This is a genomic window from Falsihalocynthiibacter sp. BN13B15, from assembly GCF_041205415.1.
GTDB classification, from domain to species: Bacteria; Pseudomonadota; Alphaproteobacteria; order Rhodobacterales; family Rhodobacteraceae; genus Falsihalocynthiibacter; species Falsihalocynthiibacter arcticus.
Genome location: NZ_JBGFCE010000001.1, coordinates 84,882 through 109,831, shown reverse-complemented (window position 1 = coordinate 109,831; position 24,950 = coordinate 84,882). Strand labels below are relative to the sequence as shown.

Sequence of the window (24,950 nt, the reverse complement as noted above, 5' to 3'; positions counted from 1 at the left end):
TGGATTACGACTTTTGAACTATGAGAAAATGGGGGTTGTTCCGCTTCTATCCAAGCCTCCTTCTTTAAGGACCTTAGCGGGCGTTTTCTCGTTTAAATATGATGTAGACGAGGGTTTGCGGGCGGTGATGTTTGCAACTCCTCTCATCGCACTCTATCTTGACGAAAATTATACTCTGAGAGGCGCGTCCCATGTCGCATTTTATCGTTGTTGGTGCTGGCCAAGCAGGCGCATCCCTTGTTGCCAAGCTGCGCAACGATGGCTTTCAGGGCGACATCACCCTGATCGGAAGCGAAGCCGAAATACCCTACCAGCGTCCCCCTCTATCAAAGGCCTATTTACTCGGCGAAATGGCAAGGGAGCGCCTCCATTTACGCCCCGAAAGCTTTTATCACGACCTGAAGGTAACCTTGCGTTTAGGCGCACCTGTTGACGCAATTTACGCCATATCCAAAACAGTCACGGTTGCAGGAGAAACGCTGTCCTATGACAAGCTGGCCATCACAACGGGTTCTTCTCCACGCGTTTTGCCCGCTGCAATCGGTGGCCAACTTAGGAAGGTTTTTCGCGTTCGCAGCCTTGCCGATGTCGACGCAATGGCACCCCATTTTCGCAAGGACGCGCGCTTATTGATCGTCGGAGGGGGGTATATCGGCCTTGAGGCAGCAGCAGTCGCGGCCAAAAGGGGTGTCGACACCACTTTGATCGAGTCGGCAGATCGCATTCTTCGGCGCGTAGCCGCCCCTGAAACCTCCAACTATTTCCGTGCTCTTCATGCGTCCCACGGCGTGAAAATTCGCGAAGGCTTGGGATTGGAGCGATTGTTGGGAACCACCGAAGTTACTGGGGCCGAATTTTCGAACGGCACCCAAGAAGCCTTTGATTTTGTTATCGTTGGCATAGGCGTAACTCCGGGCAATCTTCTTGCTGAATCGGCAGGTTTGGCGATTGAAAACGGAATCAAGACGGATTCGACGGGTCAAACTAGCGACCCGAATATTTGGGCTGCGGGGGACTGCGCCTCTCTGCCCTACAAGGGTGGGCGCATCCGACTAGAAAGCGTACCCAACGCTATTGATATGGCCGAAGTCGTCGCGCGAAACATGATGGGCGCTCAAGTTGAGTATGTGCCGAAAATCTGGTTTTGGAGCGATCAGTACAATGTTAAACTCCAGATCGCTGGGCTAAACACAGGGTATGATCGAGTGATTGTGCGCCAAGGTGAAACGGAAAATTCCCAGAGCCATTGGTACTATCAAAACGGCACGCTTTTGGCCGTTGATGCGATGAATGACCCCCGTGCCTATATGATCGGAAAACGCCTAATTGAGGCTGGGAGGACACCAAACCCTGCGGCAATTTCTGATCTCTCGACCAACCTTAAGGCTTTGCTATCATGAGAATAATCGCAGGCATACACCGTGGAACAAAGCTGACGGACGTCGGCTCTGGCGACGACGCGGCACATCTTCGCCCCACGTCCGACCGTGTACGCGAGAGCCTGTTTAATGTTCTCAACGGGGGGGCGTTTGGCCGCCCGATCGAGGGTGCACGCGTTTTGGATCTTTTCGCAGGGACTGGTGCGTTAGGCCTAGAAGCCCTCAGTCGGGGTGCCGAACATGTTACGTTTGTTGACAATGGCCGAATTGCAAAAAAGCTGGTCCGCGAGAACATCAAAATCCTACATCGCGAAGCTGACTCGAGCGTTTTGACCTGTGCCGCCAACGGGCTTCCTGCGGCGCAAAAGCCCTGTCATTTGATATTTCTCGATCCCCCCTATGGTCAAGACTTAGGGGCTCCTGCGCTTGAAAACGCACTTAAAATGGGATGGATCGACCCAAAGGCGCTGATCGTTTGGGAAGAGGATCAGCCAGCAGCCGCGCCCCGTGGTTTTTCTCGTCGCGACACCCGCCGCTATGGTAATACGCATGTCACGTTTCTGGAGCCTATTGCTTGAAAAGGCCGCCCAAATCCATGGGCGACCCTCACTTCATTCGTTACTCCAAAGGCGCAGCGGTGCCTTCAGTTAACTGAACCGCAGCGCGCGCATCAGAGATAAGCGCCTCTCCGTCGAGACCTTTTTGCGAAACTTCTTCAATCCACTCAGCGACCACCTCTTCACCCAGCGCCTTCATCAATTCGGTCTGCTCTTGGTTGATCTCGGCGATTTCGTTGCCCGCATCAATCATGACCTGCTTGCCTTCGATGTCACCCGTGTCGTGCGCACGCCCTGCCAAAGCGGAAGTTTCAAAGCCAGAGTTCGCGTCGATCACGGCTTTTAGGTCGTCGGGCAACCCTTCATATACGTCCTTATTCATCGCCCAGATGAAAAAGAGGCTGTACAGGGATTTGTCGCCCGCCACATCGGTGTGGCTATCTGTCAATTCGTCGAGCTTCAACGAGGGCGCCATTTCCCACGTGATAACCCCGCCATCAACCACACCTTTTGAGAGCGCTTCTGGGAAGGCTGGAACGGCCATGCCGATCGGATTCGCCCCTAATTTACTTAAAAGAAGCGTTGCAGGACGCGAAGGTCCGCGTAATTTTACACCGTCGAAATCGGCGATTTCCGCAATTCCTGGACCCTTTTTATGCACCACTCCGGGGCCATGCATATGCGCAGCTATTACCTTCACATCTGCGAAATCATCCATCAGGTGCTTTTGAGTAAAAATCCAAGCGGCCTTACTGGCTTCTTCACCCTTTTTGGTGACCATGAACGGCATTTCCATGGCTTCAGCTTCGGGGAAACGCCCGGGTTGATATCCCGGAATGACCCAACCACCATCCACAACCCCGTCACGAATGAGGTCGTATTGCGAAGGCGCTTTGCCTCCAAGTTGCATCAGGGGGTAGATTTCCACTTTAATGCGACCGTCCGAATCGCGTTCGACTTTATCGGCCCAAGGCTGCATAAAGTAAGTTGGGTTCGCAGATTTCGGGGAAACGAAATGCTGAAAGCGAAGGGTAACCTCTTGGGCAAACGCGCTTTGAGCAGCAGTTGCAACAAGGGCAGTGAGGGCGGCGGATTTGAGAGTGATTTTCATCGCGCAGCCTCCTTTTCGTCTAGAGGTAAGTGAACCACCCTCCTTTTGAAGCGTGGTGAGACTTGTTACCTCCCCTTTCGGCCAATTGCAAATCATTCGCAACTAGACCGATTGGTCAAAAATTTGTGCCCCGTCAAAAACGATGCGGTAGGACGCTCAGATCCCGCTACACCCAAGTTGGATGGTAAAGGTTCCGGGGCGAAAGAGTGAATATTTCGGCCCCTGTTTCGGTTACGCCAATAGAATGCTCAAACTGCGCGGACAATGATTTATCGCGCGTAACCGCCGTCCAATCATCCGCGAGAACTTTGGTTTCTGGACGCCCCAAATTCACCATCGGCTCAATCGTAAAGAACATTCCGGCCTCGAGCACGGCTGCTGTACCTGGCTTGCCATAATGCAAAACATTGGGTGGCGCATGAAAAACACGCCCCAATCCGTGGCCGCAAAAATCGCGGACAACGGACATTCTGTTGCTCTCAACATACTTTTGAATCGCGTGGCCGATATCACCAAAGGTATTCCCCGGCTTGACAGCTTCGATTCCCACCATCAGCGCGTCATGCGTCACTTGAATCAGGCGTTCAGTTTTTTTGGAGCGTTTGCCCGCAACATACATCCGGCTCGTATCTCCAAACCAGCCATCAACAATGACTGTGACATCGATGTTTAAAATATCGCCATCCTGAACCACTTTTGGACCCGGAATTCCGTGACAAACTACGTGGTTAACCGAGATACAACTGGCATGCTTATAGCCTTTGTAGCCAATGGTCGCCGACTTCGCGCCCGCTTGATTTACGTGTTCTGTAATGAGGTCATCAAGCGCACCCGTCGTCACTCCCGGCACAACATGTTCGGCAACTGCATCCAAAATTTCGGCCGCAAGTTTCCCTGCCGCATGCATTCCTGCAAAATCAGCCGTTTCGTAAATTCGAATTCCGTCTTTTGTCAGACGACCGCGCGCTTCGTTCAAAACTTATCTCCAAAACTAGTGTGATCTCTAAATAGGCGAGACTAAGCAAAAGGGCTAGAGCTTTGGCCTATTTTCTTGGATCGAACGGGATCTGTCCCGACAATTCAATTCTTTCAGGTGATATTTCGCAACCATACGCCAGAAACTCGACGCCCGCGCTACGAGCAAGATCATAGGCTTCCCCGTATTTGCGATCCAAGTCCCGCGCTACATCAATGTGGGTCGCGCCCGTTCGCTGCACCAAGAACAGCAGCACAGCCCGATGCCCTTCGGCCACCATTTGCGCCAGCTCGGCAAGGTGTCTTGCGCCACGCGCCGTCACGCTATCGGGAAATTCCACAATAGGTGCCTCGCGCATTAGAGTCGCGGACTTGACTTCAAGATAACAATCTGGCGCTTCGCCTGTGAGCAGAAAATCGACCCGCGATCCCGTGCCATATTTTACTTCCGAGCGGATATTTCCATACCCCAATAGCGGCGCAATTTTCTTGGCCAGCAACGCTTCCGCGACGATCCGATTTGCCCGACCCGTGTCAATTCCAGTGAAGTTTCCGTCACTATGCTCGACTAATCGCCACCCATATTTTAACTTCTTTTTAGGGTCGTCGTTCGGCTCCAACCAAATCCGCATCCCCACCTCCGCCAAGCCCATCATCGAACCCGGATTCGGACAATGCGCGACCACCTCGCGCCCATCGGCGAGGCGCACATCCGCTAGAAATCGTTTGTAGCGACGGATCAAAACGGCGGGTATAAGTGGGGTATCAAAGCGCATATTGCTGGCCTATACCTTGCGCCACCAACGATCAAGGAGTGCGAGATGCCCAACCCAACCGCTGCAATGCTCGTCATTGGCGATGAAATCCTGTCTGGCCGCACACGAGATGCCAATATGTACCACTTGGCGGGAGCTTTGACGGATTACGGCATCGACCTCAAAGAAGTACGCGTTGTGAGCGATGATGCCCCCGCGATTGTTGCCGCGGTCCGCGCCCTTGCCGCGCAATACACGCATTTGTTTACCTCTGGAGGCATCGGTCCGACCCACGACGATATCACCGCCGACTGCATTGCCGAAGCCTTCAGCCAAACCATCGACGTGCGAGCCGATGCCCGCAAGCTTCTCGCTGATCACTACGAAAAAACGGGCCGCGAACTAAACGAAGCGCGGTTGCGTATGACCCGCATCCCCGCGACCGCCACGCTGATTGACAATCCGGTTTCCATCGCCCCCGGATTTACCGTCGAAAATTGCCATGTCATGGCGGGTGTTCCCAGCGTTTTTCAAGCCATGGTACAAAGCGTTTTGCCACTGCTTTCTGGCGGCGAACCGATGTTAAGCCGCACCCTTCGGATCCAACGCGGTGAAGGGGATATCGCCGCCCCGCTTGGGGAACTAGCCAAGGAATTCAGCGATCTCTCCTTTGGGTCCTACCCGTTCCAAAACGATGGTATTTACGGTTCAAACGTTGTTATTCGCGGCCAAGACCCAAGCCGCTTGGACACCGCATTTGCATCCCTGACCGCACTGTTCCCACAATGACCGTCGATTACTATGCCGTAGCCGAGGCCACTTGGCGGTCCGCGTCCAGCCAAACCCTTGGCGGGTTTGTTGTGCGAAATGGTGCGGGAGGAGGCAAGAGAGTAAGCGCGGCAACGCTCGATGCCCCCCTAGAGCACGCGGAAATTTCAGTCGCCCAAGCCGAGATGATTGCAATCCAACAATTGCCACTTTTTATGATCCGTGACGGTGAGAATGACCTAGATATTGCTCTCGGAGCCCTTGGATACACGGTGATTGACCCCGTCACCATTTATATGTCGGATGTTGAAAGCCTTAAGGAATCCTTGCCACGCCTCACTTGCTTCTCAATGTTCCCGCCCCTCGCGATCATGACCGAAATTTGGGCGGACGCGGGAATTGGCCCCGAACGCATCGCTGTAATGGAGCGCGTCACTACCCCCAAAACGACTCTCCTTGGGCGCGCAAACAACCACGCGGCCGGCGTTGCTTTTGTCGGAATCCACGAAAAAACCGCGATGTTACACTCGCTTGAGGTAAAACAATCCCTGCGTCGGCAAGGTGTCGCTCTCAACATAATGCGTGCTGCGGCCAATTGGGCCCAAGATCATGGGGCAGAACGACTGAGCATTATTGTTACCCAGGCAAACAAAGCTGGCAACGCACTCTATACTTCCCTTGGCATGAAGCCTGTGGGACACTACCACTACAGAATTCTGGCCCCAAAACGAGCGTAGTCAATTTGAAAAACACGGAAACCAGCCCAACAGCCCTTAACCTTCCTGTGGTTGATCCTCTTCCGGAAGACACTCAAAAATATTTTGACCTTTGTGCTGAAAAGCTTGGATTGATCCCAAATGTTTTGCGTGCCCATGCGTTTGATATTGCGAAACTCGATGCATTCGCCGGACTGTATAACGAGTTGATGCTCGCCCCAAGTGGCCTTTCTAAGCTGGAACGCGAAATGATTGCGGTTGTTGTTTCCGCCGAGAACCGATGCTTTTATTGCCTCGTTGCCCACGGCCAAGCGGTCCGGGCGCTTTCAGGTGATCCCATTTTGGGCGAGATGCTGGTGATGAATTATCGGATGGCACAGCTTGCGCCAAATCAACGCGCAATGCTTGATTTTTCCCTAAAAATGACAAAATCAAGCGCAACAATTGAAGAAGCGGACCGTCAAACCCTAAGAGACGTGGGGTATGTTGATCGCGACATATGGGACATCGCCAACGTTGCGGCGTTCTTTAACATGACAAATCGCGTGGCCTCGGCGACGCAAATGCAACCTAACTCGGAATATCACGGCCAAAATAGATGAATACTAAGCGTAAATATCTACTAGCTGGAGCAATTGTCTGCGCGTTTCCGCCCGCGCAAGCTATGGATTTACACCTGCCGTTCGGTGCGTCGCTTGCAACCGAAACTGTGGAGGAATTTGCGAGCTATGCTTTGCCGATTAGCGGTTGGAAAAAGGGCCGTTTCGAAAGTATATGGGCAGAAGGCTCCTTCACCCAACAAGCTTGGCGCGTGAGTGCTTCCGACAAAACTACCCTTCAACTTCTCGCCCCCCTTCGCGAGCAATTAATCGAAGCTGGTTATGATGTGATATTTGAGTGCGACGCCGCATCCTGTGGTGGGTTTGATTTCCGTTTTGAAACAGAAATACTACCTGAGCCGAACATGCATATTGATCTTGGTGACTTTCGGTTTTTGTCAGCCCAGCGGATGGGCGAAGATAAACCCGAATACACCAGCCTCGTAGTGAGCAAATCGTCAACCACTGGTTATATTCAAGTTACAAATTTAGGGAGGGTCGACACACAACCCATCCCGCTTACAACCTCCACCAAGGGGGTCCAAATTTCGGGCGCTCTAGATCCTGGAAGTCTCTCGTACACTCTTGAAAACAAGGGGACATTAGTTTTAGACGATTTGGAATTTGCGACGGGGTCTTCGGCTTTATCGGGGGAAGATTTTGCCACCGTGGCCGCCCTCGCAGACTATTTGAATAACAACCCAGAACGCAAAACCACCCTTGTTGGGCATACAGATTCCGAAGGTTCCTTGAGTGGAAATGTAGCCTTGTCCAAAAAACGCGCGGCGTCCGTAGTTGCACTTCTGACCGGAAAACACGGCGTTTCGAAGACCCAAGTCACGGCAGAAGGAATGGGTTTTTTAGCCCCCCGCGCGAGCAACCTGACCGAAGAAGGCCGCACTTTCAATCGTCGTGTTGAAGTCATCCTTACGTCCACTCAATAGGCGAACATCCTACGCCCAATGAAAAAGGCCACCCGTTTTCACAGGCGACCTCTTCAGACAAACGTTAAATGGAGCTTACCAAATGTCTGGTCCTTTTTCGGCGAATGAGTTCACCAAGAAATCGATAAAAGCGCGCACTTTTGGTTGCGTGAATCGACCCGGCGGGTAGACGGCATATATGCCCTGCTTTTCCACGGGAAGGTCTGGCATTGCTTCAATGACATCGCCTTTGCGCAATGCGTCGGCATATAGGTAGCTTGGCAAATACGCGATTCCGAGGCCGGAAACCGCCGCATTTAGGAGCGATTGTCCGTCATTCACCGAAAGCCAGCCCGACGTGCGAACCTGTCGCTTTTCCCCAGACGGAGCCGTCAATTTCCAAACGGCACCACTTGATTGGCTGGAATAATGAAGCAGTTTGTGATCGCTTAAATCGTCAATTTTTTCGGGCCGCCCAAACTCTTTAAAATAGGACGGAGCCGCAACCATACGCTTTGTCGTTTCAGTGAGTTTTCGCGCTCGCAAGGTGCTGTCTTCAAGCTCCCCAATGCGGATCGCCATGTCAAAACCCTCACTAATTAACTCAACAAATCGATTATTGAGCACCATATTCACGGTGATATCAGGAAACTCTGAAAGGAAATCCCCGAGGACAGGCGACAGGTGGTTCACACCAAAATCTGTAGCAACGGAAATACGTAAAAGACCCGAAGGCGCTGATTGCATGGATGTGACAAGGGCGTCTGCTTCCCCCGCATCATTTAAAACACGGCGCGCTCGGTCATAATAGGCGAGTCCAATTTCAGTTGGACTAACGCGGCGGGTCGTTCGATTCAAAAGTCGCGCGCCTAGACGGGCCTCAAGGGAGGAGACGTGCTTGGAAACTGCGGATTTGGAAATCCCCATTTTCTTAGCAGCGTCGGTAAATCCACCCTGATCCACAACTGTGGCAAAGGCTTCCATTTCTGTGAGTCGGTCCATTTTTCACCCTTACGTCCACTTGTTCGTTAAGGTTGTTTTTAGGGGCCAATTTAGGCGGAAATGTGCTGATGGCCTGACAATACCGCGGTATTTAGGGTGATCGTCCGTAAAGTGGAAACGGGACAAACGGCGAATCTCGCACCATTCATCCCGACAACCATTTGTTTTTAATGCCTTAAATCCTAGAAAGTACAGGCAAGCCGCGTGCCTTGATTGATCGCCCGCTTGGCGTCCAATTCTGCGGCAACGTCCGCACCACCGATCACATGCGCCGTTTTTCCCAAGGCCGACAATCTCTCCGCAAGACTGCGTTCTGGCACCTGCCCTGCGCACAGAACAATTGTATCGCATTCGAGTATCTCTGGCCGTTCGCGCCCTTCGCCATAGCTTACTTGCAAGCCTTCAGCGGTAATGGCCTCGTAATTCACACCGCCGATCATCTTGACGTTTTTCATTTGCAGGGTCGCACGGTGGATCCATCCCGTGGTCTTGCCCAAACGTTTCCCCAATTTCTCGGCTTTACGTTGCACCATAATGACCTCACGCGCAGCCGGATGTGGGTGCGCTCCTTCAACAGCAAGCCCACCACGGGTTTCTTCAGGGTCGCCAACGCCCCACTCGCGCTTCCACACTTCAAGGTCCTCAGCAGGGCTCACGCCGTCATGCGCAACGAATTCAGCGACATCAAAACCAATTCCCCCTGCGCCAATAATGACGACTTTCTTTCCCACAGGAGCGCCGTTTTTGATGACGTCGATATAAGAGAGAACGTTTGGAGCGTTTTGGCCTGCGATTTCCGGATCGCGTGGAAGAACCCCCGTCGCAACCACGACTTCGTCAAACGGCATAAGCTCGGGCGCCGTTACCGCCTGACCCAGACGAAGCTCCACTCCGGTTTTCTCAACCATTGTGCGATACCAATCGACCAATCCAAAAAACTCTTCTTTGCCTGGCACTTTCTTCGCGATATTGAGTTGGCCACCGATTTCCTCGGCCTTGTCAAAGAGAGTTACCTTGTGACCCCGAAGAGCCGCGGTAATCGCGGTCGATAGCCCTGCTGGGCCCGCCCCCACAACTGCCACACTGCGGGGCATGTTGGTTGGCACAATTTCGATTTCCGCTTCGTGGCACGCACGTGGATTCACCAAACAGCTTGTGAGTTTTCCCGAAAACGTATGATCCAAACAGGCCTGATTACATGCAATGCACGGCGCAATTTCCGCAGATCTGCCCTCGGCGGCCTTGTTCACAAAATCGGCGTCCGCAAGGAAGGGGCGCGCCATAGAGACCATATCGGCTCCACCATCAGCCAAAATCCCCTCTGCAATCTCCGGGCTGTTAATGCGATTGCTGGTGATCACGGGAATGGAAACATGGCCCATAAGCTTCTTAGTAATCCAACTAAAGGCGGCCCGAGGGACCGATGTTGCGATCGTCGGGATGCGCGCTTCGTGCCACCCAATGCCCGTATTGATGAGGGTCGCGCCTGCGGCCTCAACCGCTTGGGCCAACTGTACAACTTCGTCGAATGTGGACCCATTGGGCACAAGGTCAATCATCGACAGGCGGAAAATGACGATAAAATCTGTTCCAACTGCCGCGCGAACCCGCCGTACAACTTCAACAGGAAGGCGCATGCGGTTTTCATAGGAACCGCCCCATTCATCCTCCCGCTTGTTGGTATGCGTTACGAGGAATTCGTTAAGGAAATATCCCTCCGACCCCATAATTTCAACGCCGTCATAACCCGCTTCTTTTGCGCGTCGCGCGGCCATTTCGATATCGGCAATCTGTTTTTCGATTCCGTCAGCGTCCAATTCTTTCGGTGGGAAAGGCGAAATTGGGGATCTAATGGCACTTGGCGCAACGCAGTCTGGGGAATATGCGTAGCGGCCCGCGTGCAGAATTTGCATGACGATCTTGCCGCCTTCGGTGTGTACACGTTCCGTTACGACGCGATGGTTTTCGATGTCTTCTGCGGTAAAAAGGCCAGCAGCTCCGGGGAAAACACCCCCTTCACTATTGGGTGCCATGCCACCCGTAACGATCAAACCAACCCCACCTGCAGCGCGGTCGCCGTAAAACCGTGCGACTCGCTTCCAATCTTTGGTCTCTTCAAGCCCCGTGTGCATGGACCCCATGAGCACGCGGTTTTTCAAAGTCGTGAAGCCCAAATCAAGGGGCGCTAATAATGTGGGATAGCTGGTCATAATTGATCCTCCTGCGCGGTCAAACTGACGGCCATGCAAAAGGATGTCACGTAAAACGCCGCGTCAAACTAAGTTAGGGTGCCGTTTCCACACAATGGCGCCGAAAAGCACGTTTGAGCATATCGAGTTCTTCACGCAACAAATTCATCTCGGCGCGAATATCTTGCGACAAAGGCTCGCCAGCAACAATCGAGAAGCTATCAAGGAGGGCTTGCTCGTCCTTGTCGAATATCAAAAACGTGTGAACCCCGTCCGAAAGCAATTCGATCGGAATCGCAATCCGCAGAAGCCATTCGTTGCTGGTATCATGCTGCGCGATCACTTCAACCCCCTCAAGAGGGGCTTCAAGATGGGTCACCAAAACCTGTGGGGGGGTGGAATCGCCTTTATCGCTCGTCAGGATACCTTCCCAATACCCTTCTTTTATTCTAATTTTTACCAAAGATAGTGCGTTCATATTTTGCTCCTAAAGTTCAGCACGCGGTCGGCGGCTGAGGGTCAAATCACGCAAAATGATCTGGTTCATTTCGGGGCCTTCAAAAATCAAATCGATCCACACACGTTCAACGCGTTTCTCATTCATTTTCGTATACGAGAGATCAAACTCGACCATCACGTTGTCTGAAATCAAAGGAAGCTCCCGCACAACTTGTTCTGTATTGGGGCCGTGTTTTATATTGAGTCGCGCAAAAATTTCGAGCGGCTTTTCCATTTCAATGATCGCATCAAGGCGCAACAAATGCTTCAACTTGAACCCCTGCGCAGCACTTTCGGGCAATTCGATCACGAGGGACAGAAAGCTACCGTCAAAACGAAATACGTCCATGCGAAGGCCAAACGGTGCTAAATCCGCTTCGTGCTGGTTGCGCAGTTGTCGGATGGTTAACTCGCTAATTTCACAGTCGTGAAAGACAGAAACCTCGCGCCCAAACGTTTCCCGCGTCTTAACTGCGGAGCGCCCCGGGGGCACCAACGGGCCGCGCCAAAGTTCTGGTCGCCAAGCCCAATCTGAATGCATAGGTTTTTGAATAGCTGTCGATCCAATTCTGGGGAGCGCCAAACGACTTTCGGCCACATAGAGCAGTTCATTAACACGGGAATTAATTTGCCGACCACGACGACGCAAAGCCCGCAAAGTTTTTAAATCGACAACCTCCGCCTCTTGCGCCCAACGTGTCCATCGGCGTAAAATTCGAAAATGGAACGCGCGATCCAAAAGCGGTAAAATATGTTTCGCCATGCCTACTCTTGTCGCCCATCAATTGCTGCTTTGGTGTTTTTCTTCAACGTCTTATATGACGTCAAATAGTTTCCGGAAAGCAAACAGTTTGTTTCACACCTATATTCACGCGCTGAACCCTCAATTTCAACCATCTTTACGCCTATTTTGACTTAAAACGACATCCCCACGCAACCACACTCTCACACCCTCTCCGAGGCCTAATGTCATACCTCCCCCTTCAAAGCTTCATCGCACCGGCCCGTGACACTTGCCAGATTTGGCGGACGGTCGCGGGGATCGCATTGACCTTCGCGATTTACAGCATGGGCCTTTCAACCTTTGCCCCCCTTTTGAGGGAGGTCACCGCAACAGGGAGCGATGTGGGGACGACCTTACTAGAACAAAGTGACGTTGCGCCAGCGGCCACCCTCGTGATTTTGTATTCGTTTGGTTTGCTCACACTTGGTTCGGCGGCAACCGTCATAATCCTCCACAAGCGCTCGGCGCTCTCACTTCTCGGCGATCCAACACATATGGCTCGACAGTTTTGGCGCGCCGTTAAGGCCATGCTGGTGTTAAATGTTACCCTCATTTTGCTCCCACCCTACGGCGGGAGCGGGAGCGTCGAGATCGTCGAAAACCTAGCACCAAAGACATGGGCCCTCCTGTTTCCGCTGTCGCTCCTTGGCTTGCTCGTCCAAACCAGCGCCGAAGAAATCTTCTTTCGGGGGTATCTTTTGCAGCAACTCGCCGCTCGATTTTCTTCGCCCCTTGTCTGGATGGGAGCGCCAACCCTTGTTTTTGCCCTTGGACATTTCGACCCAGCAAACGGTGTACACGCATGGTCTATCGTTATTTGGGCGGGCTTATTCTCGCTCGCAGCCACGGACCTTGTCGCGCGAACGGGAAACCTTGGGGCGGCGATTGGGTTGCATTTTGTGAACAACGCGTTTGCCATGCTAGTCGTTTCATATCCCGGAAATATGAGCGGCCTTTCGCTATTCGTATTCACGGAAGGGCCGGCCGATTTTGGCCCAACAAGCGTCGAAATACTGCTGGAATACGCAATGCTGGGAGTTTCTTGGCTTGCAATCCGTCTTGCGGTACGTCGTTGATTGCAATTCGTCGCGTCATTCCTTATTTGAGGGGTAACGCAAATTCGCGACCCAAACAGCAGGACAAGCTCGGATGAACTGGATTTCAAACTACGTTCGCCCCACGATCAACTCACTTTTCTCGCGCCGCGAAGTGCCCGAGAATCTTTGGCAGAAATGCCCCGAATGCGGAACAATGTTGTTTCACCGCGAGTTGTCGGAAAATTTGAACGTTTGTTCGTCGTGCGACCACCATATGCACATCAGTCCGCGCGCCCGATTCGCAGACCTCTTTGATGGCGGTATTTTCACCGAAGTTCCTGTACCCGAAGTGACGGTCGATCCACTGTCGTTCCGCGACCAGAAGAAATACCCCGAACGCTTAAAAGCCGCGCAAAAGAAAACGGGCGAACGCGACGCAATGCTTGTTGCTGAGGGCGAAATGAACCGCACACCGATCGTCGCCGCGGGGCAAGACTTTGCCTTTATGGGCGGCTCGATGGGAATGTATGTCGGCAATGCGATCATTGCCGCCGCGGAACGTGCCGTAAAACTCAAACGTCCGTTGATTCTGTTCTCCGCCGCTGGTGGCGCGCGCATGCAAGAGGGCATTCTTTCGCTCATGCAAATGCCGCGCACGACCATTGCCGTCCAAATGCTCAAAGAAGAAGGCTTGCCGTTTATTGTTGTCCTCACCCACCCCACAACCGGTGGGGTTACGGCGAGTTATGCGATGCTTGGCGACGTTCAGATCGGTGAACCAAATGCGTTGATCGGCTTTGCGGGCACACGCGTCATTGAACAAACATTGCGCGAAAAACTTCCGGAAGGTTTTCAGCGGTCGGAGTATTTGCTCGATCACGGGATGCTTGACCGCGTCACGGCACGCAAGGATCTAAAGGCCGAACTCACGGCCATTGTGCGGATGCTCATGGGTCTGCCGCCAGTTGTCTCTGGCGAACTTCCCAAGCCCGACGCACAGATCCCCAAAATTGAAATTTCCGAGACCGTGAAAAAGTGAGCACTGCCGCCTCGGACGTTATCCTTGAACGGATGATGTCGCTGCATCCCAAGATTATCGACCTTACGCTCGATCGTATGGAACGGCTTTTGGCGATTCTGGATCATCCGGAACAGCATCTTCCGCCTGTCATCCATATCGCGGGAACCAATGGCAAGGGCAGCACGCAAGCGATGATCCGTGCGGGACTCGAGGGGGCTGGCAAACAGGTTCATGCCTACACCTCGCCGCACCTTGCCCGCTTTCACGAACGCATTCGTCTTGCAGGGGACCTCATAACCGAAGACGCGCTGGCGGCTATTCTGGACGAATGCTATGTTGCAAACGGCCCCGAGAGCATCACGTATTTTGAAATCACAACCGTCGCAGCCCTGCTCGCCTTTACGCGCACACCTGCGGATTTCACGTTGCTTGAAGTCGGCCTTGGCGGACGCCTTGATGCGACCAACGTCGTGGAAAACCCCGCCCTGACGGTGATCACACCTGTATCGATCGATCACACACAATACCTCGGGGAAACGCTTACAGAAATCGCAGGCGAGAAGGCCGGAATCCTCAAACGGGGTGTGCCTTGTGTTGTCGGAAAACAGGACGCTGACGCGCTCGCGGTAATTGAAGCTCGCGCAGCCAAACTTGGCGCTCCGCTGATCGCTCAGGGCCAACACTGGCATGTTTTTGAAGAGCGCGGCCGCTTGATTTTTCAGGATGAAACAGGCTTGCTTGACCTGCCCCGGCCAACCCTCCTTGGCGAACATCAAATCCAGAATGCTGGCGTTGCAATCGCCAGCCTCAGAGCGCTTGGTTTTGACGAGGTAGCTTGCGAGGCTGCAATGACCAAAACGGTCTGGCCGGCTCGCATGCAACGCCTCACCAAGGGGCCACTGAGCCAAGCGGCGGGTCTGAACGAAGTATGGCTTGACGGAGGTCACAACCCCGCCGCCGGAGAAGCCATCGCTTCCTTGCTAGGGACGCTTCCCGCAAAGGACACGCACATCATTTGCGGCATGCTTAACACCAAAGATATCGCTGGATATTTACGCCCACTTGCTGCGTCTGTGACGTCCTTCACTGCCGTTTCAATTCCAAATGAGGCCAACACATTACCCGCCGACGTCACCGCGCGCGTGGCGCAAGACGTGGGTATGGATGCGGAAATCGCACCGGACGTTTTGTCCGCCATTGTGAAAATCGCAAACAGGTCAGAGCGCGGTCGCATTTTGATTTGCGGCTCACTCTATTTGGCTGGGAACGTCCTGCGCGAAAACGGTTAAGTTCCCCAATCAGCACTCTGCATTTCGCGCAGGCGGCTCGCCGTGCGTTCAAATTCAAACGTACCTTCCCCCTCAAGATATAGAAATTCAGGCTCCGCTGCGGCGGTACAAATAAGCCGCGTTTTCGCCTCGTATAACGTATCAATAAGGGTCACAAATCGCTTGGCTTCGTTGAAATTTCGACGTCCAAGCGCTGGTATATCCTCAAGGATCAACAGTCGCACCACTTGCCCAATCGCCAAATAATCGGCGGGGCCCAACATTTTACTACAGAGATCATAAAAACGCGCGCGCGCAACGCCGTTCCAAAACTCTGGAATGTGTACCGTGCGTGCCTTGACGGTTATATCCATCGGCGCGCCTTGGCCTTGCGTTAAATCCTGCCAAATCGCTTCGATTTCGGCACGAGCAGCGGCGCTGTTGGGGGTAAAATAAACCTGATTTCCCGACAGTCGATCTTGCCGATAATCCGTCGCGCTGGAAAGTTCGTGCACCTCCATATCCGCGTTTATTTTTTCGATAAAAGGTAGGAACAACTGTCGATTCAGCCCATCCTTATAAAGATCATCCGGAATACGGTTGGACGTAGTCACAATCGCCACGCCTTGATCGTGCAACTTCTCAAACAAACGTCCAACGATCATCGCATCGGCAATATCGGTTATCTGCATCTCGTCAAAGGCAAGGACACGGATATCGCGGGCAATCGCATCAGCCACGGGTGCAATCGCGTCGTCTGCGCCATTCTTACGGGCCTCGTGCAACGCTCCCTGAACCTCCTGCATGAAGGCGTGAAAGTGTACGCGCCGCACTGGAATATCGCCCAAAGCACTCACGAAAAGATCCATCAGCATGGATTTCCCACGACCGACCCCGCCCCAGAGATAGACGCCACGGGGCGCAACCGGTTTGCGCGAAAACAGCCCTTTTAATCCGCGTGATTTTTCCTCGTTTTCAACGAGATCAACCCGCAGACGTTCAAGTTCGGGCAAAGCGCGCACCTGTGCTGTATCGTTTTTATACGTGCCGTCAGCCACATGCGCGGCATAGATTTCTTGGAGAGTTGCCATCATACCCTCATTTAAATCGCTGGAGGTAGAAAGGGAAGATGCGCCAGTCGTTGAATTTAAACAGCTTCGCGCAAAAATTCTTGAACAATTGGAATGATTTCGTCCGAGTGTGTGAGGAGCAAACCGTGATCCGCCCCTTTCAACACGTCCTGATAGGCGGCTCGGTTCACTTCTGCGAGGCGCCCCATGGCCGAGAGTGGAATAGCGCTATCCTTGTCGCCCCAAATCGCAAGGACTGGTGTGCCGTTTTTCGCTATCGCACGATGCGCCTCAAGTTGATCCACAGAAAGTGTATGGCGATAACTCGACAGGACCGCAGGCAAAAAGCCTTGCGATTGGCGTTCTTCCATCGGCCAAGGGTGCATATTCGGCGCTGAGGCGAGGGCTGCATTCATCGCGCGCGACGATTTCCCAAATAGATTTCCGCCAAACGTGTACATCAATCCGTCGCCAATAACAGGCACGTTAATCATGAACTTCACGAAGGGCGAAACCGTTGCCCCCAATCCAGCGGTAGCCAAGAGGATGAGCCGCTCGACCATTTGTGGATGGGTTTGGGTATAATCAACAGCAATTGCGCCGCCCATGGAATAGCCCACCAGAATAACCCCTTCGTCGACCTCTTGGTCTTCAAGGAGTTCCGCTAATTGCTGGCGGAAAAATTCTGGGTCCTGATTTCCTTCAGGCCGAGCAGAGAGGCCGCGTCCATAAAGGTCATAGGTCAAAACCCGAAACCCCATGCGCACGAACCCTTTCACGAGGGCCGTCCAAACATAACTGGGGGTGGTTAGGCCGTGAATACACACGATCTGGCGCCCATTTTCCGGCCCTACCCACTGATAATGAGTCACTCCGCGCGTTAGTTTCGAAAATCGCCCCGGTGCGTCGGCCTGCATCGCACGCGAAATCGGTCGGCGCTGGCGCTCAACTATAGGCGGGGTAGCGACGGCAACAAGCACGAGTACGAAGAGAAACCAAAGCATTCATTACCTCCACTGTGACAGAATATAGCGACTCGTCATCAAATCCAGATGTGCGCCACCACCGTTCTTAAACAGGGTTATCTCGTCAACATTTTGGCGACAAAAAGACCCTGTGCCCAAATCATAGAAATCCGCGACCACTTGATCGGAACTAATGACACCGCGCGAAATGGGATCTTTCAACTCACCAATATGGTCAATGGTGGTGTCGCGACTGTCTACAAATATCCGCGCACGCGTTATCGCTCGGTCGTCAACTTCTCGCATATCTGCACGATAGGCACCAATCAAGTCAATGTGTTGACCCGCTTGAAACCATGCGCCTTTTATCAAAGGTTCGGTCGACATGGTCGCGGAGGTCACGATATCCGCAGTTTTGACCGCCGTTTCCAAATCGGCCTCCGCACGTGTGTTTGCGTGAGATTTAGCAAAGGCTACGGCTTTTTCTGGTGAACGATTCCATATTGTAAACCGTGCGTCGGGGAAAAGGGCGCTATAGGCTTCATGGAGGTTTGAGCCTTGCGTCCCAGCGCCGATAATCGTGATGTCTCGACTGTCTGGACGGGCCAACAATCGCGCACCCAACAGACTGTCCCCAGCGGTTTTCCATTTGGTCACCAGATGGAAATCGACTGTGGCTTCTGGCACGCCTGTTTCGTCGGCGAACAGTAAAACAGAGCCGTTGATTGTGGGGAGTGAATGCTGCGCATTTTCAGGAAAGATTGTCGCGACTTTTACCAAATACCCCAAGCCATCGATGACGGCCCCGCGCACCAAACCCGTGTCCGGTGTGCGGTACAAAAACATATCGCCCATATCGGCACGTGGTAAGCTGTGCCCTGCGATCAAAGCATCGGTGAGCCCGATCCAATCCAGATTGGCCTGCCCCTCGTCAAAAGCTACGTTTTTCATAATCCTGCCTCTGAACCCGTCAAGACCCCATGCGAAACAAGCGACTCGGCCCATCCCGTGGGTTCCGTAAACAAATGCGTTTTCCAGCCCCGTGCGGCGGCGGCTTTAATATTATCAACTCGATCATCCGCAAACAAAAGCGCCTCTGGAGCAACGCCGCAATCCGCTTCGAGCAACTCGTAGATTTCCGCTGTGGGCTTAATCACCCGCATATGGCCAGAGATATAACGTCGGTCAAACTCCTTGAGAAAAGGATATTGGGTCTCGGCATAGGCAAAGCTTTCGATCCCGAAATTCGACAGCGCAAAAACTGGTACACCCTTGGCGCGCAACGTACGAAGAAGCCGAACCGAATGCGGAATCGCGGGGCTGGCCATTTTGATCCAATTGTCAAACCAATCGCGGATTTCAACGCGAAATTCCGGTAATTCTTCAGCGGCGGCATAGATCGTTTCGCGAAACGGTTCCCCGCGATCAATGCGATCGTTCATCGCGTGCAGGTCTACGGCAGCAAACATTTCCCGCCGACGCGCCTCACCATAGGTGGCGTCATAATACCGCTCTGGCTGCCACTCAATCAGCACATTCCCGATGTCAAAAACCACAGCTTCAATGGCCATTTTTCGTCCTTTCGCGCCCTCGAATGGGGATCTATTTAATCGGCGGCAAACGCTTTGATGCCTGAATTTCACGTTCAAGCGCATTCAAAAAATTTGACCTATCAGCCTTCGAAAAAGCACGCCCACCGCCCTGTCGAAAGGGATCGGCCGCGCGCAAATCCTGCATCAGGTCGCGCGTGGCCAATTGCGGACCGATGTTGCTTTCGTTGAGGGGATCGCCGTTGTGGCGCAAAACTCGCGCGCCGCCCTTAATACAGGCGTCCGCGAGGGGAATGTCGCCCGTGATCACGATATCACCGCGGGTTGCCCGATCGGCGATCCACATGTCCGCGACATCTGGTCCCTCCGAAACGATGATCAACTCAACAAAGGGATTTGCACTCGGTCGCAATCCACCGTTGCAAACCAAAAACATCTGGAGTTTGTGGCGCGTCGCTACTTTTTCGGCCTCGGATTTTACAGGGCAAGCATCGGCGTCCACATAGATTACTGTCATTGATATAGGGCCTCTGCATGAAGGGCGATGTGCTCCTCCATGAATGTTGAAATCATGTAATAGGAGTGATCATACCCTTTTTGCATCCGAAGAACACCCGCTTGACGTCGGGCAAACATAGCCTCGGCAAGGGCTTCGGGCTTCAAAAGGTCAAGGAACTGGTCGTCGGTGCCTTGGTCAATCAAGAGGGGGCCGTTAAAGCCAACATCGTGCATCAATAATGTGGCATCATGTTTGGCCCAATTTGCTTCGTCCTTGCCCAAATATGCCGTCAATTGCTTGCGGCCCCATTCGGATTGCGAAGGATGCGCGATAGGGGCAAACGCCGAAACGGAGCGATACCGATCAGGCAGATTCATCGCTATGGTCAGCGCACCATGCCCACCCATAGAGTGCCCCATGATCGACTGGCGATCTGTGTCGACCGAAAAATTTTTGGCCAGCAAATTTGGCAATTCTTCCGTGATATAGTCCCACATTTGAAAATTCGGTGCCCATGGATTTTGCGTCGCGTTCACGTAGAATCCCGCGCCCTGTCCAAGATCATAGGCTTCGTCATTGGCAACCGTTTCTCCCCGCGGAGAGGTGTCGGGGAAAACAAGCGCAATGCCCTGCTCTGCCGCCCAAATTTGCGCGCCCGCTTTGGTCATGGCATTCTCGTGGGTGCACGTCAGGCCAGAGAGGAACCACAACACGGGAACGGGTCCATCCTGCGCTTCGGCAGGCAGAAAGAGCCCAAAGGTCATATCTCCACCGCACACCTTAGACGGCGCCGAATAGACACCCTGAACGCCGTCAAAACAACGATTCACCGAAACCATTTTCATTGCCAGATCCTTTTTATTACGCACGCCCAGAGATTTGGGACTACAATCTTTAGGGCTACCGCGCATGCGGAATTCTGACAAGGGCGGGTTTCAAGCGTTTACGTAAAACAACCCTATGTGGCTCGACTGTTGCTTGCTGAAAGTGAACCGAATGGTTTAAGTTCGAAGAGATACACAAGGAGCAATCAGTGGCTACGCATTCCGACACCATAAAACGCGGACGTAAGTTCGACCAGGTCCTTGAAGGCGCCCGCACCATTTTTATGCGCGACGGCTTTGAGGGTGCGAGCGTCGACGACATTGCGCGCGAAGCAAGCGTTTCCAAAGCGACACTGTACAGTTACTTTCCCGATAAACGTCTCTTGTTTGGACAAGTTTCAGAGACCGAGTGCAGGCGTCAGGCCGACGAAGCCTTCGAAGTTCTCGACATGGACGCACCGCCAAAAGAAGTTTTGGTAGAGGCCGCTTGGCGTATGGTGAGTTTTATAACGTCCGATTTTGGTATCGCCGTTTTCAAAATTTGCATCGCGGAATCCGGACGGTTTCCAAACCTTGGTCAACAATTCTACGATTCGGGCCCCAAATTGGTGCGCGAACGCATTGTTCTATACCTGAAGGAAGCGACCAAACGCGGCGAATTGGATATTTCGGACTTCAATTTCGCGGCCGAACAGTTTTTAGAACTTACCAAAACCTACATTCACCCCCGCATACTTTGTGGGGTGCAACTGACGTTCTCACATGCTGAACTTGCCAAAATCGTACATGGCTCTGTGGAAATGTTCCTTGCCCGCTATGGTCGGGACTTAGACTAAGGGCCCGAATGAACCGCGCCCTTAGAGTGTTCATGTTTTACATTACTTGAGTTCGGCCATTGTCGAAATGACGTGACCCAGTAAGCCGTATTCCAAGGCTTCTTCAGTGTTCAGCCAGAAATCATGCTGCGTATCTTGCGCGATTTTTTCGGCTGTTTGACCTGTTGCCAGAGCAAACAAATTATCAAAGCGCGCGCGCATGATGCGGATTTGCTCGGCTTGGATTTGCATATCCGTCACCTTGCCGCCGATACCGCCACTGGGTTGGTGCAAGAGGAAACGCGTGTTGGGAAGGCAATAGCGGTCTTCCTTATCGGCACCGACAAAGATCAACGCCCCTGCACTCGCGACCCAGCCAGACCCAATCGTGCGCACTTTTGGCGTAATGAACTTAATCATGTCATGCACCATGTCGCCAGATTCAACGTGACCACCAGGGGAGCTGATGAACATATTGATCGGGTCGTCATTCTCTTCGGCAAGCGCCAAAAGATGCGTAACGGTTTGCTTAGCCAGCTTGTCGTTTACTTCGCCTGTCACCAAGACATTGCGACTTTTGAAAAACAGTTTCTCCGCTGTTGGGCTTACTGCTTCGTCTTTTTTGTTTGTTTCTTCAGTCATAATATCCTCAGGATTCAGTCTCTGCTGCTATCTATGTAGTGGCTTGGTTAATAAAGCACCACCGAACGAATGGATTTTCCAGCGTGCATCAGCTCAAATCCTTCGTTGATCTCGTCCAGCGACATCGTATGGGTGATCATCGGGTCGATTTCGATTTTGCCATCCATGTACCAATCGACGATTTTGGGAACGTCGGTGCGGCCAGATGCACCGCCAAATGCGGTTCCGCGCCACGACCGCCCCGTCACAAGTTGAAATGGACGCGTGGAGATTTCGGCACCTGCAGGCGCGACGCCAATAATGATGCTTTCACCCCAACCTTTGTGCGCCGCCTCAAGGGCCGTGCGCATGACATTCACGTTGCCCGTGGCGTCAAACGTGTAATCTGCACCACCCCCCGTAAGCTCCACAAGATGCGCGACCAAGTCACCCTCAACTTCACTTGGGTTCACGAAATGCGTCATCCCAAAACGTGTCGCCATTTCGTTTTTGCTATCGTTGAGGTCGACCCCCACAATTTGATCGGCCCCCGCAAGGCGCAGCCCTTGGATCACATTGAGCCCGATGCCGCCGAGCCCAAAGACGATCGCTGTGGAGCCAATCTCGACTTTGGCCGTGTTGATCACCGCGCCAATGCCCGTGGTCACACCGCAACCGATGTAGCAAATTTTATCAAACGGCGCGTCTTTGCGCACCTTTGCCAGCGCAATTTCCGGCACAACCGTGTGGTTGGCGAAGGTCGAGCATCCCATATAGTGGTGGATTGGCGTGCCATCCAACATCGAAAACCGTGTCGTTCCGTCGGGCAACAGTCCTGCGCCCTGTGTGCTACGGATCGACTGACAGAGGTTGGTCTTCGGGTTGAGGCAATATTCGCATTCGCGACATTCCGGCGTGTAAAGCGGGATCACGTGATCGCCTACTTGAAGGCTTTTCACCCCTTCGCCCACTTCAATCACGATACCCGCGCCTTCATGGCCCAAAATAGCGGGGAAAAGCCCCTCGGGGTCCGCGCCAGAGCGCGTAAATTCATCCGTATGGCACAGGCCCGTGGCCTTGATTTCAACCAAGACCTCTCCGGCTTTAGGTCCTTCTAGATTGACGTCCATAACGACAAGAGGTTTTCCGGCCTCAAGGGCGACGGCTGCGCGCGTTCTCATAATGCTTCCTCCAAATATGTTGGGCACAGCGTGATCTATTGCCAAAAAAGTTTCAACCTCAGAAGCGCATATTCACGTCAGCCTTGAAGCCTTTTTCTGCACACTCTAGTATAGAACAAAATGCGAACAAAAGTGTGATTCTGCCCCATGCCTGCCAAACGCATCCTCTCTCTCTGGTTCCCGCGCCTCGGAGCCGAGCGCCTCTTGCGCCTTGAGCGTGGCACCCTTGAGGCGCCGCTCGCGGTGGCGCGCGACACGGGCAATATGCAGATCCTGTCGTCTCTTTCGCTGGCCGCATCTGAAGCGGGGCTCACGATGGGGCAACCCCTGCGCGATGCCCGCACCATGTGTCCCGCGCTGATTACACGGCTGCAAAACCCCCAAGCAGAGGCTGATTTCCTCAAAACATTGCGTCGATGGGCGGGGAAATTCTCGCCTTGGGTCGGAGAGCAGGGTGAAACCGCGCTTATTCTTGATATCACGGGCTGCGCACATCTGTTTGGCGGCGAGGAATCCCTTTTGGCGGCCGTCGAAGAAGACTGTCTCCAGCTTAACCTGACGGTCCATGCGGGGATTGCGGATACCGTTGGCGCGGCATGGGCCTTGGCGCGTTATGCGGGGCAGCCTCTGGGCATGGCACGCACCGGCGACGCCGTCGACCAAGAGGCCCGCGCCACCCGATCCCGCGCCACGAAACGGCGCAACTGGGAACGCGGCGGCCCCACGCCACGCGCTATGCCGCGGGCCCCGCGCGGTGCCCGTATCGCCGCCCCCGGAGCAACGCATAGCGCCCTCGCGCCTCTCCCCGTCGCCGCGTTACGCCTACCCGAGAGCATCACAACCCAACTCACACGACTCGGCATTCGCCAGATCGGCGAACTCGCAGGCATGCCCCGCGCCGCCCTCGCCCGCCGCTTTGGCAAAGACGTAATGTTGCGTCTTGATCAAGCCCACGGCGTCGCCCCCGAACCGGTCTCCCCAGCTCGCGCGCCCTTGCACTTTGCCGTGCGCCTCACCCTCCCAGAACCCATCGGGCTTGAGGCGGATATGCTCGCAGGCATTGATCGGTTACTACCTGCCCTTGCGGAACGCCTACAGACAAAAGGACGTGGCGCGCGGCGCGTGCGCTTCCAAGCTTTCCGCACCGACCAAACGTCCCAAATCATCGAAATCGGCCTCGCACGGCCCAGCGCCGACCCTGATCGTATCCGCCCCCTCTTGGCGATGAAGCTCTCTGATATTGATGTTGGGTTTGGCGTTGATATCTTGCGCATCGAGGCCCATCAAACCGAATCCCTCGCGCCCCAACAACACAAAGGCCACTTCGATGCCAGCGGCCAAGCCCGCGCGAATATGGCCCAAGACACCGCTCTCGACGATCTAATCGGGCGTCTTGGGGCGCGTTTGGGGCTTGAAGCCATCACACGCCGCCACCCCGCCTCAAGCCACCTCCCTGAGAAAGCCGCGCTCATATTTGGTGCCGCGTGGTCCACGGCCTATGGCGTGGATATGGGAGCCGACGCCACGTGGCCCATACCCGCCACGCGACGGCCCCTCCACCTATGGCGTCCCGAGCCATTAATGGGAACACAGCCCGATCCAATGCCCCCCGAACGGTTAAAATTTCGTGGCCAGATGTTTGAAATCACCTATGCCTCCGGCCCCGAACGTGTGGCGCCGGAATGGTGGCTAGATGACCCTGATTGGCGCAACGGCGTACGGGACTACTGGCGTGCAACAACACAACACGGCCAGCAATTGTGGATCTATTTCGCACACGGAGCCGCGCTTTCGACTGGCTGGTTTTGTCACGGCCGCTTTGCATGAAGGCTTGATTTTCTGG

Annotated in this window: 26 protein-coding genes; 11 read left to right on the top strand and 15 right to left on the bottom strand. The window is 53.7% G+C overall.

The window, feature by feature from the left end; genetic code table 11:
• Positions 1–191: 191 nt before the first annotated feature.
• Entirely contained in the window at positions 192–1,400 is a 1,209-nt protein-coding gene (locus AB9F26_RS00515) for an NAD(P)/FAD-dependent oxidoreductase (protein ID WP_369767053.1), read from the top strand.
• Complete coding sequence (rsmD, locus tag AB9F26_RS00510; RefSeq protein WP_369767052.1) at positions 1,397–1,957, top strand: 16S rRNA (guanine(966)-N(2))-methyltransferase RsmD; 561 nt, start codon at positions 1,397–1,399, stop codon at positions 1,955–1,957. The genes AB9F26_RS00515 and rsmD overlap by 4 nt, the downstream gene beginning before the upstream one ends.
• A gap of 40 nt (positions 1,958–1,997) precedes the next feature.
• Here the strand turns inward: rsmD and AB9F26_RS00505 are convergent, their stop codons facing one another.
• From AB9F26_RS00505 to sfsA, 3 genes are all read right to left on the bottom strand, one after another.
• Positions 1,998–3,047, bottom strand: coding sequence for a TRAP transporter substrate-binding protein (locus AB9F26_RS00505; protein ID WP_335585393.1), 1,050 nt, complete (start codon positions 3,045–3,047; stop codon positions 1,998–2,000).
• Between the two features lie 166 nt (positions 3,048–3,213).
• Complete coding sequence (gene map / locus AB9F26_RS00500; RefSeq protein ID WP_335585392.1) at positions 3,214–4,023, bottom strand: type I methionyl aminopeptidase; 810 nt, start codon at positions 4,021–4,023, stop codon at positions 3,214–3,216.
• Between the two features lie 67 nt (positions 4,024–4,090).
• The gene (gene sfsA, locus AB9F26_RS00495; RefSeq protein WP_369767051.1) at positions 4,091–4,798 is read right to left on the bottom strand and encodes a DNA/RNA nuclease SfsA; all 708 of its coding nucleotides are present in this window, start codon (positions 4,796–4,798) and stop codon (positions 4,091–4,093) included.
• Positions 4,799–4,843: 45 nt separating this feature from the next.
• On the opposite strand from sfsA, the gene AB9F26_RS00490 reads away from it, so the two are divergent.
• The 4 genes from AB9F26_RS00490 to AB9F26_RS00475 are packed head-to-tail and all read left to right on the top strand — an operon-like array spanning position 4,844 to position 7,804.
• Positions 4,844–5,566, top strand: coding sequence for a competence/damage-inducible protein A (locus AB9F26_RS00490; protein ID WP_369767050.1), 723 nt, complete (start codon positions 4,844–4,846; stop codon positions 5,564–5,566).
• A complete protein-coding gene (locus tag AB9F26_RS00485) occupies positions 5,563–6,282 on the top strand; it encodes a GNAT family N-acetyltransferase (RefSeq protein WP_335585389.1) in 720 nt (239 codons plus the stop codon). Before AB9F26_RS00490 ends, AB9F26_RS00485 begins: the two co-directional genes overlap by 4 nt.
• 5 nt (positions 6,283–6,287) lie before the next feature.
• On the top strand, positions 6,288–6,863 hold the full coding sequence (locus tag AB9F26_RS00480; RefSeq protein ID WP_369767049.1) for a peroxidase-related enzyme: 576 nt from the start codon (positions 6,288–6,290) through the stop codon (positions 6,861–6,863).
• Positions 6,860–7,804, top strand: a complete 945-nt coding sequence (locus AB9F26_RS00475) for an OmpA family protein (protein ID WP_369767048.1) — start codon at positions 6,860–6,862, stop codon at positions 7,802–7,804. The genes AB9F26_RS00480 and AB9F26_RS00475 overlap by 4 nt, the downstream gene beginning before the upstream one ends.
• A gap of 75 nt (positions 7,805–7,879) precedes the next feature.
• On the opposite strand, the gene AB9F26_RS00470 is transcribed toward AB9F26_RS00475, so the two are convergent.
• From AB9F26_RS00470 to AB9F26_RS00455, 4 genes are all read right to left on the bottom strand, one after another.
• Positions 7,880–8,785: a LysR family transcriptional regulator gene (locus AB9F26_RS00470; protein WP_039002422.1), complete on the bottom strand. Its 906-nt coding sequence runs from the start codon at positions 8,783–8,785 to the stop codon at positions 7,880–7,882.
• Between the two features lie 182 nt (positions 8,786–8,967).
• The gene (locus AB9F26_RS00465; RefSeq protein ID WP_369767047.1) at positions 8,968–10,995 is read right to left on the bottom strand and encodes an FAD-dependent oxidoreductase; all 2,028 of its coding nucleotides are present in this window, start codon (positions 10,993–10,995) and stop codon (positions 8,968–8,970) included.
• A gap of 73 nt (positions 10,996–11,068) precedes the next feature.
• On the bottom strand, positions 11,069–11,452 hold the full coding sequence (locus tag AB9F26_RS00460; RefSeq protein WP_335585386.1) for a hypothetical protein: 384 nt from the start codon (positions 11,450–11,452) through the stop codon (positions 11,069–11,071).
• Between the two features lie 9 nt (positions 11,453–11,461).
• Positions 11,462–12,235 carry a DUF6478 family protein gene (locus tag AB9F26_RS00455; RefSeq protein WP_335585385.1) on the bottom strand — a complete coding sequence of 258 codons (774 nt, stop codon included), beginning with the start codon at positions 12,233–12,235 and terminating at the stop codon, positions 11,462–11,464.
• Between the two features lie 203 nt (positions 12,236–12,438).
• Here AB9F26_RS00455 and AB9F26_RS00450 point away from each other — a divergent pair, with 203 nt between their 5' ends.
• The 3 genes from AB9F26_RS00450 (at position 12,439) to AB9F26_RS00440 (ending at position 15,603) form a co-directional block, all read left to right on the top strand.
• On the top strand, positions 12,439–13,332 hold the full coding sequence (locus tag AB9F26_RS00450) for a lysostaphin resistance A-like protein (protein WP_369767046.1): 894 nt from the start codon (positions 12,439–12,441) through the stop codon (positions 13,330–13,332).
• A 73-nt stretch (positions 13,333–13,405) separates the two neighbouring features.
• Positions 13,406–14,332, top strand: coding sequence for an acetyl-CoA carboxylase, carboxyltransferase subunit beta (gene accD, locus AB9F26_RS00445; protein ID WP_335585383.1), 927 nt, complete (start codon positions 13,406–13,408; stop codon positions 14,330–14,332).
• Entirely contained in the window at positions 14,329–15,603 is a 1,275-nt protein-coding gene (locus tag AB9F26_RS00440; RefSeq protein ID WP_369767045.1) for a folylpolyglutamate synthase/dihydrofolate synthase family protein, read from the top strand. The genes accD and AB9F26_RS00440 overlap by 4 nt, the downstream gene beginning before the upstream one ends.
• Here the strand turns inward: AB9F26_RS00440 and zapE are convergent.
• From zapE to fghA, 6 genes are read right to left on the bottom strand one after another with little or no spacing between them, the layout of a single operon-like run.
• Entirely contained in the window at positions 15,600–16,673 is a 1,074-nt protein-coding gene (gene zapE, locus AB9F26_RS00435; protein ID WP_369767044.1) for a cell division protein ZapE, read from the bottom strand. The genes AB9F26_RS00440 and zapE overlap by 4 nt on opposite strands.
• Positions 16,674–16,729: 56 nt before the next feature.
• Positions 16,730–17,656 carry an alpha/beta fold hydrolase gene (locus tag AB9F26_RS00430; protein WP_369767043.1) on the bottom strand — a complete coding sequence of 309 codons (927 nt, stop codon included), beginning with the start codon at positions 17,654–17,656 and terminating at the stop codon, positions 16,730–16,732.
• 3 nt (positions 17,657–17,659) lie between these two features.
• On the bottom strand, positions 17,660–18,568 hold the full coding sequence (locus AB9F26_RS00425; RefSeq protein ID WP_369767042.1) for an ornithine cyclodeaminase family protein: 909 nt from the start codon (positions 18,566–18,568) through the stop codon (positions 17,660–17,662).
• Positions 18,565–19,188 (bottom strand): HAD family hydrolase, encoded by a 624-nt coding sequence (locus tag AB9F26_RS00420; RefSeq protein ID WP_369767041.1) that lies wholly within the window; start codon positions 19,186–19,188, stop codon positions 18,565–18,567. Before AB9F26_RS00420 ends, AB9F26_RS00425 begins: the two co-directional genes overlap by 4 nt.
• A 31-nt stretch (positions 19,189–19,219) precedes the next feature.
• On the bottom strand, positions 19,220–19,684 hold the full coding sequence (locus tag AB9F26_RS00415; protein WP_039002411.1) for a YaiI/YqxD family protein: 465 nt from the start codon (positions 19,682–19,684) through the stop codon (positions 19,220–19,222).
• Positions 19,681–20,511, bottom strand: coding sequence for an S-formylglutathione hydrolase (gene fghA / locus AB9F26_RS00410; protein WP_369767040.1), 831 nt, complete (start codon positions 20,509–20,511; stop codon positions 19,681–19,683). The genes AB9F26_RS00415 and fghA overlap by 4 nt, the downstream gene beginning before the upstream one ends.
• A gap of 188 nt (positions 20,512–20,699) precedes the next feature.
• Between fghA and AB9F26_RS00405 the strand changes: the two genes are divergently transcribed.
• Positions 20,700–21,326, top strand: coding sequence for a TetR/AcrR family transcriptional regulator (locus AB9F26_RS00405; RefSeq protein ID WP_369767039.1), 627 nt, complete (start codon positions 20,700–20,702; stop codon positions 21,324–21,326).
• A gap of 42 nt (positions 21,327–21,368) precedes the next feature.
• Here the strand turns inward: AB9F26_RS00405 and AB9F26_RS00400 are convergent, their stop codons facing one another.
• Both AB9F26_RS00400 and AB9F26_RS00395 read right to left on the bottom strand, forming a co-directional pair.
• Positions 21,369–21,947 carry an ATP-dependent Clp protease proteolytic subunit gene (locus tag AB9F26_RS00400; protein ID WP_052274845.1) on the bottom strand — a complete coding sequence of 193 codons (579 nt, stop codon included), beginning with the start codon at positions 21,945–21,947 and terminating at the stop codon, positions 21,369–21,371.
• 47 nt (positions 21,948–21,994) lie between these two features.
• The gene (locus AB9F26_RS00395; protein ID WP_039002407.1) at positions 21,995–23,107 is read right to left on the bottom strand and encodes an S-(hydroxymethyl)glutathione dehydrogenase/class III alcohol dehydrogenase; all 1,113 of its coding nucleotides are present in this window, start codon (positions 23,105–23,107) and stop codon (positions 21,995–21,997) included.
• Between the two features lie 147 nt (positions 23,108–23,254).
• Between AB9F26_RS00395 and AB9F26_RS00390 the strand changes: the two genes are divergently transcribed.
• Positions 23,255–24,934: a DNA polymerase Y family protein gene (locus AB9F26_RS00390; RefSeq protein WP_335585375.1), complete on the top strand. Its 1,680-nt coding sequence runs from the start codon at positions 23,255–23,257 to the stop codon at positions 24,932–24,934.
• Positions 24,935–24,950: the final 16 nt, after the last annotated feature.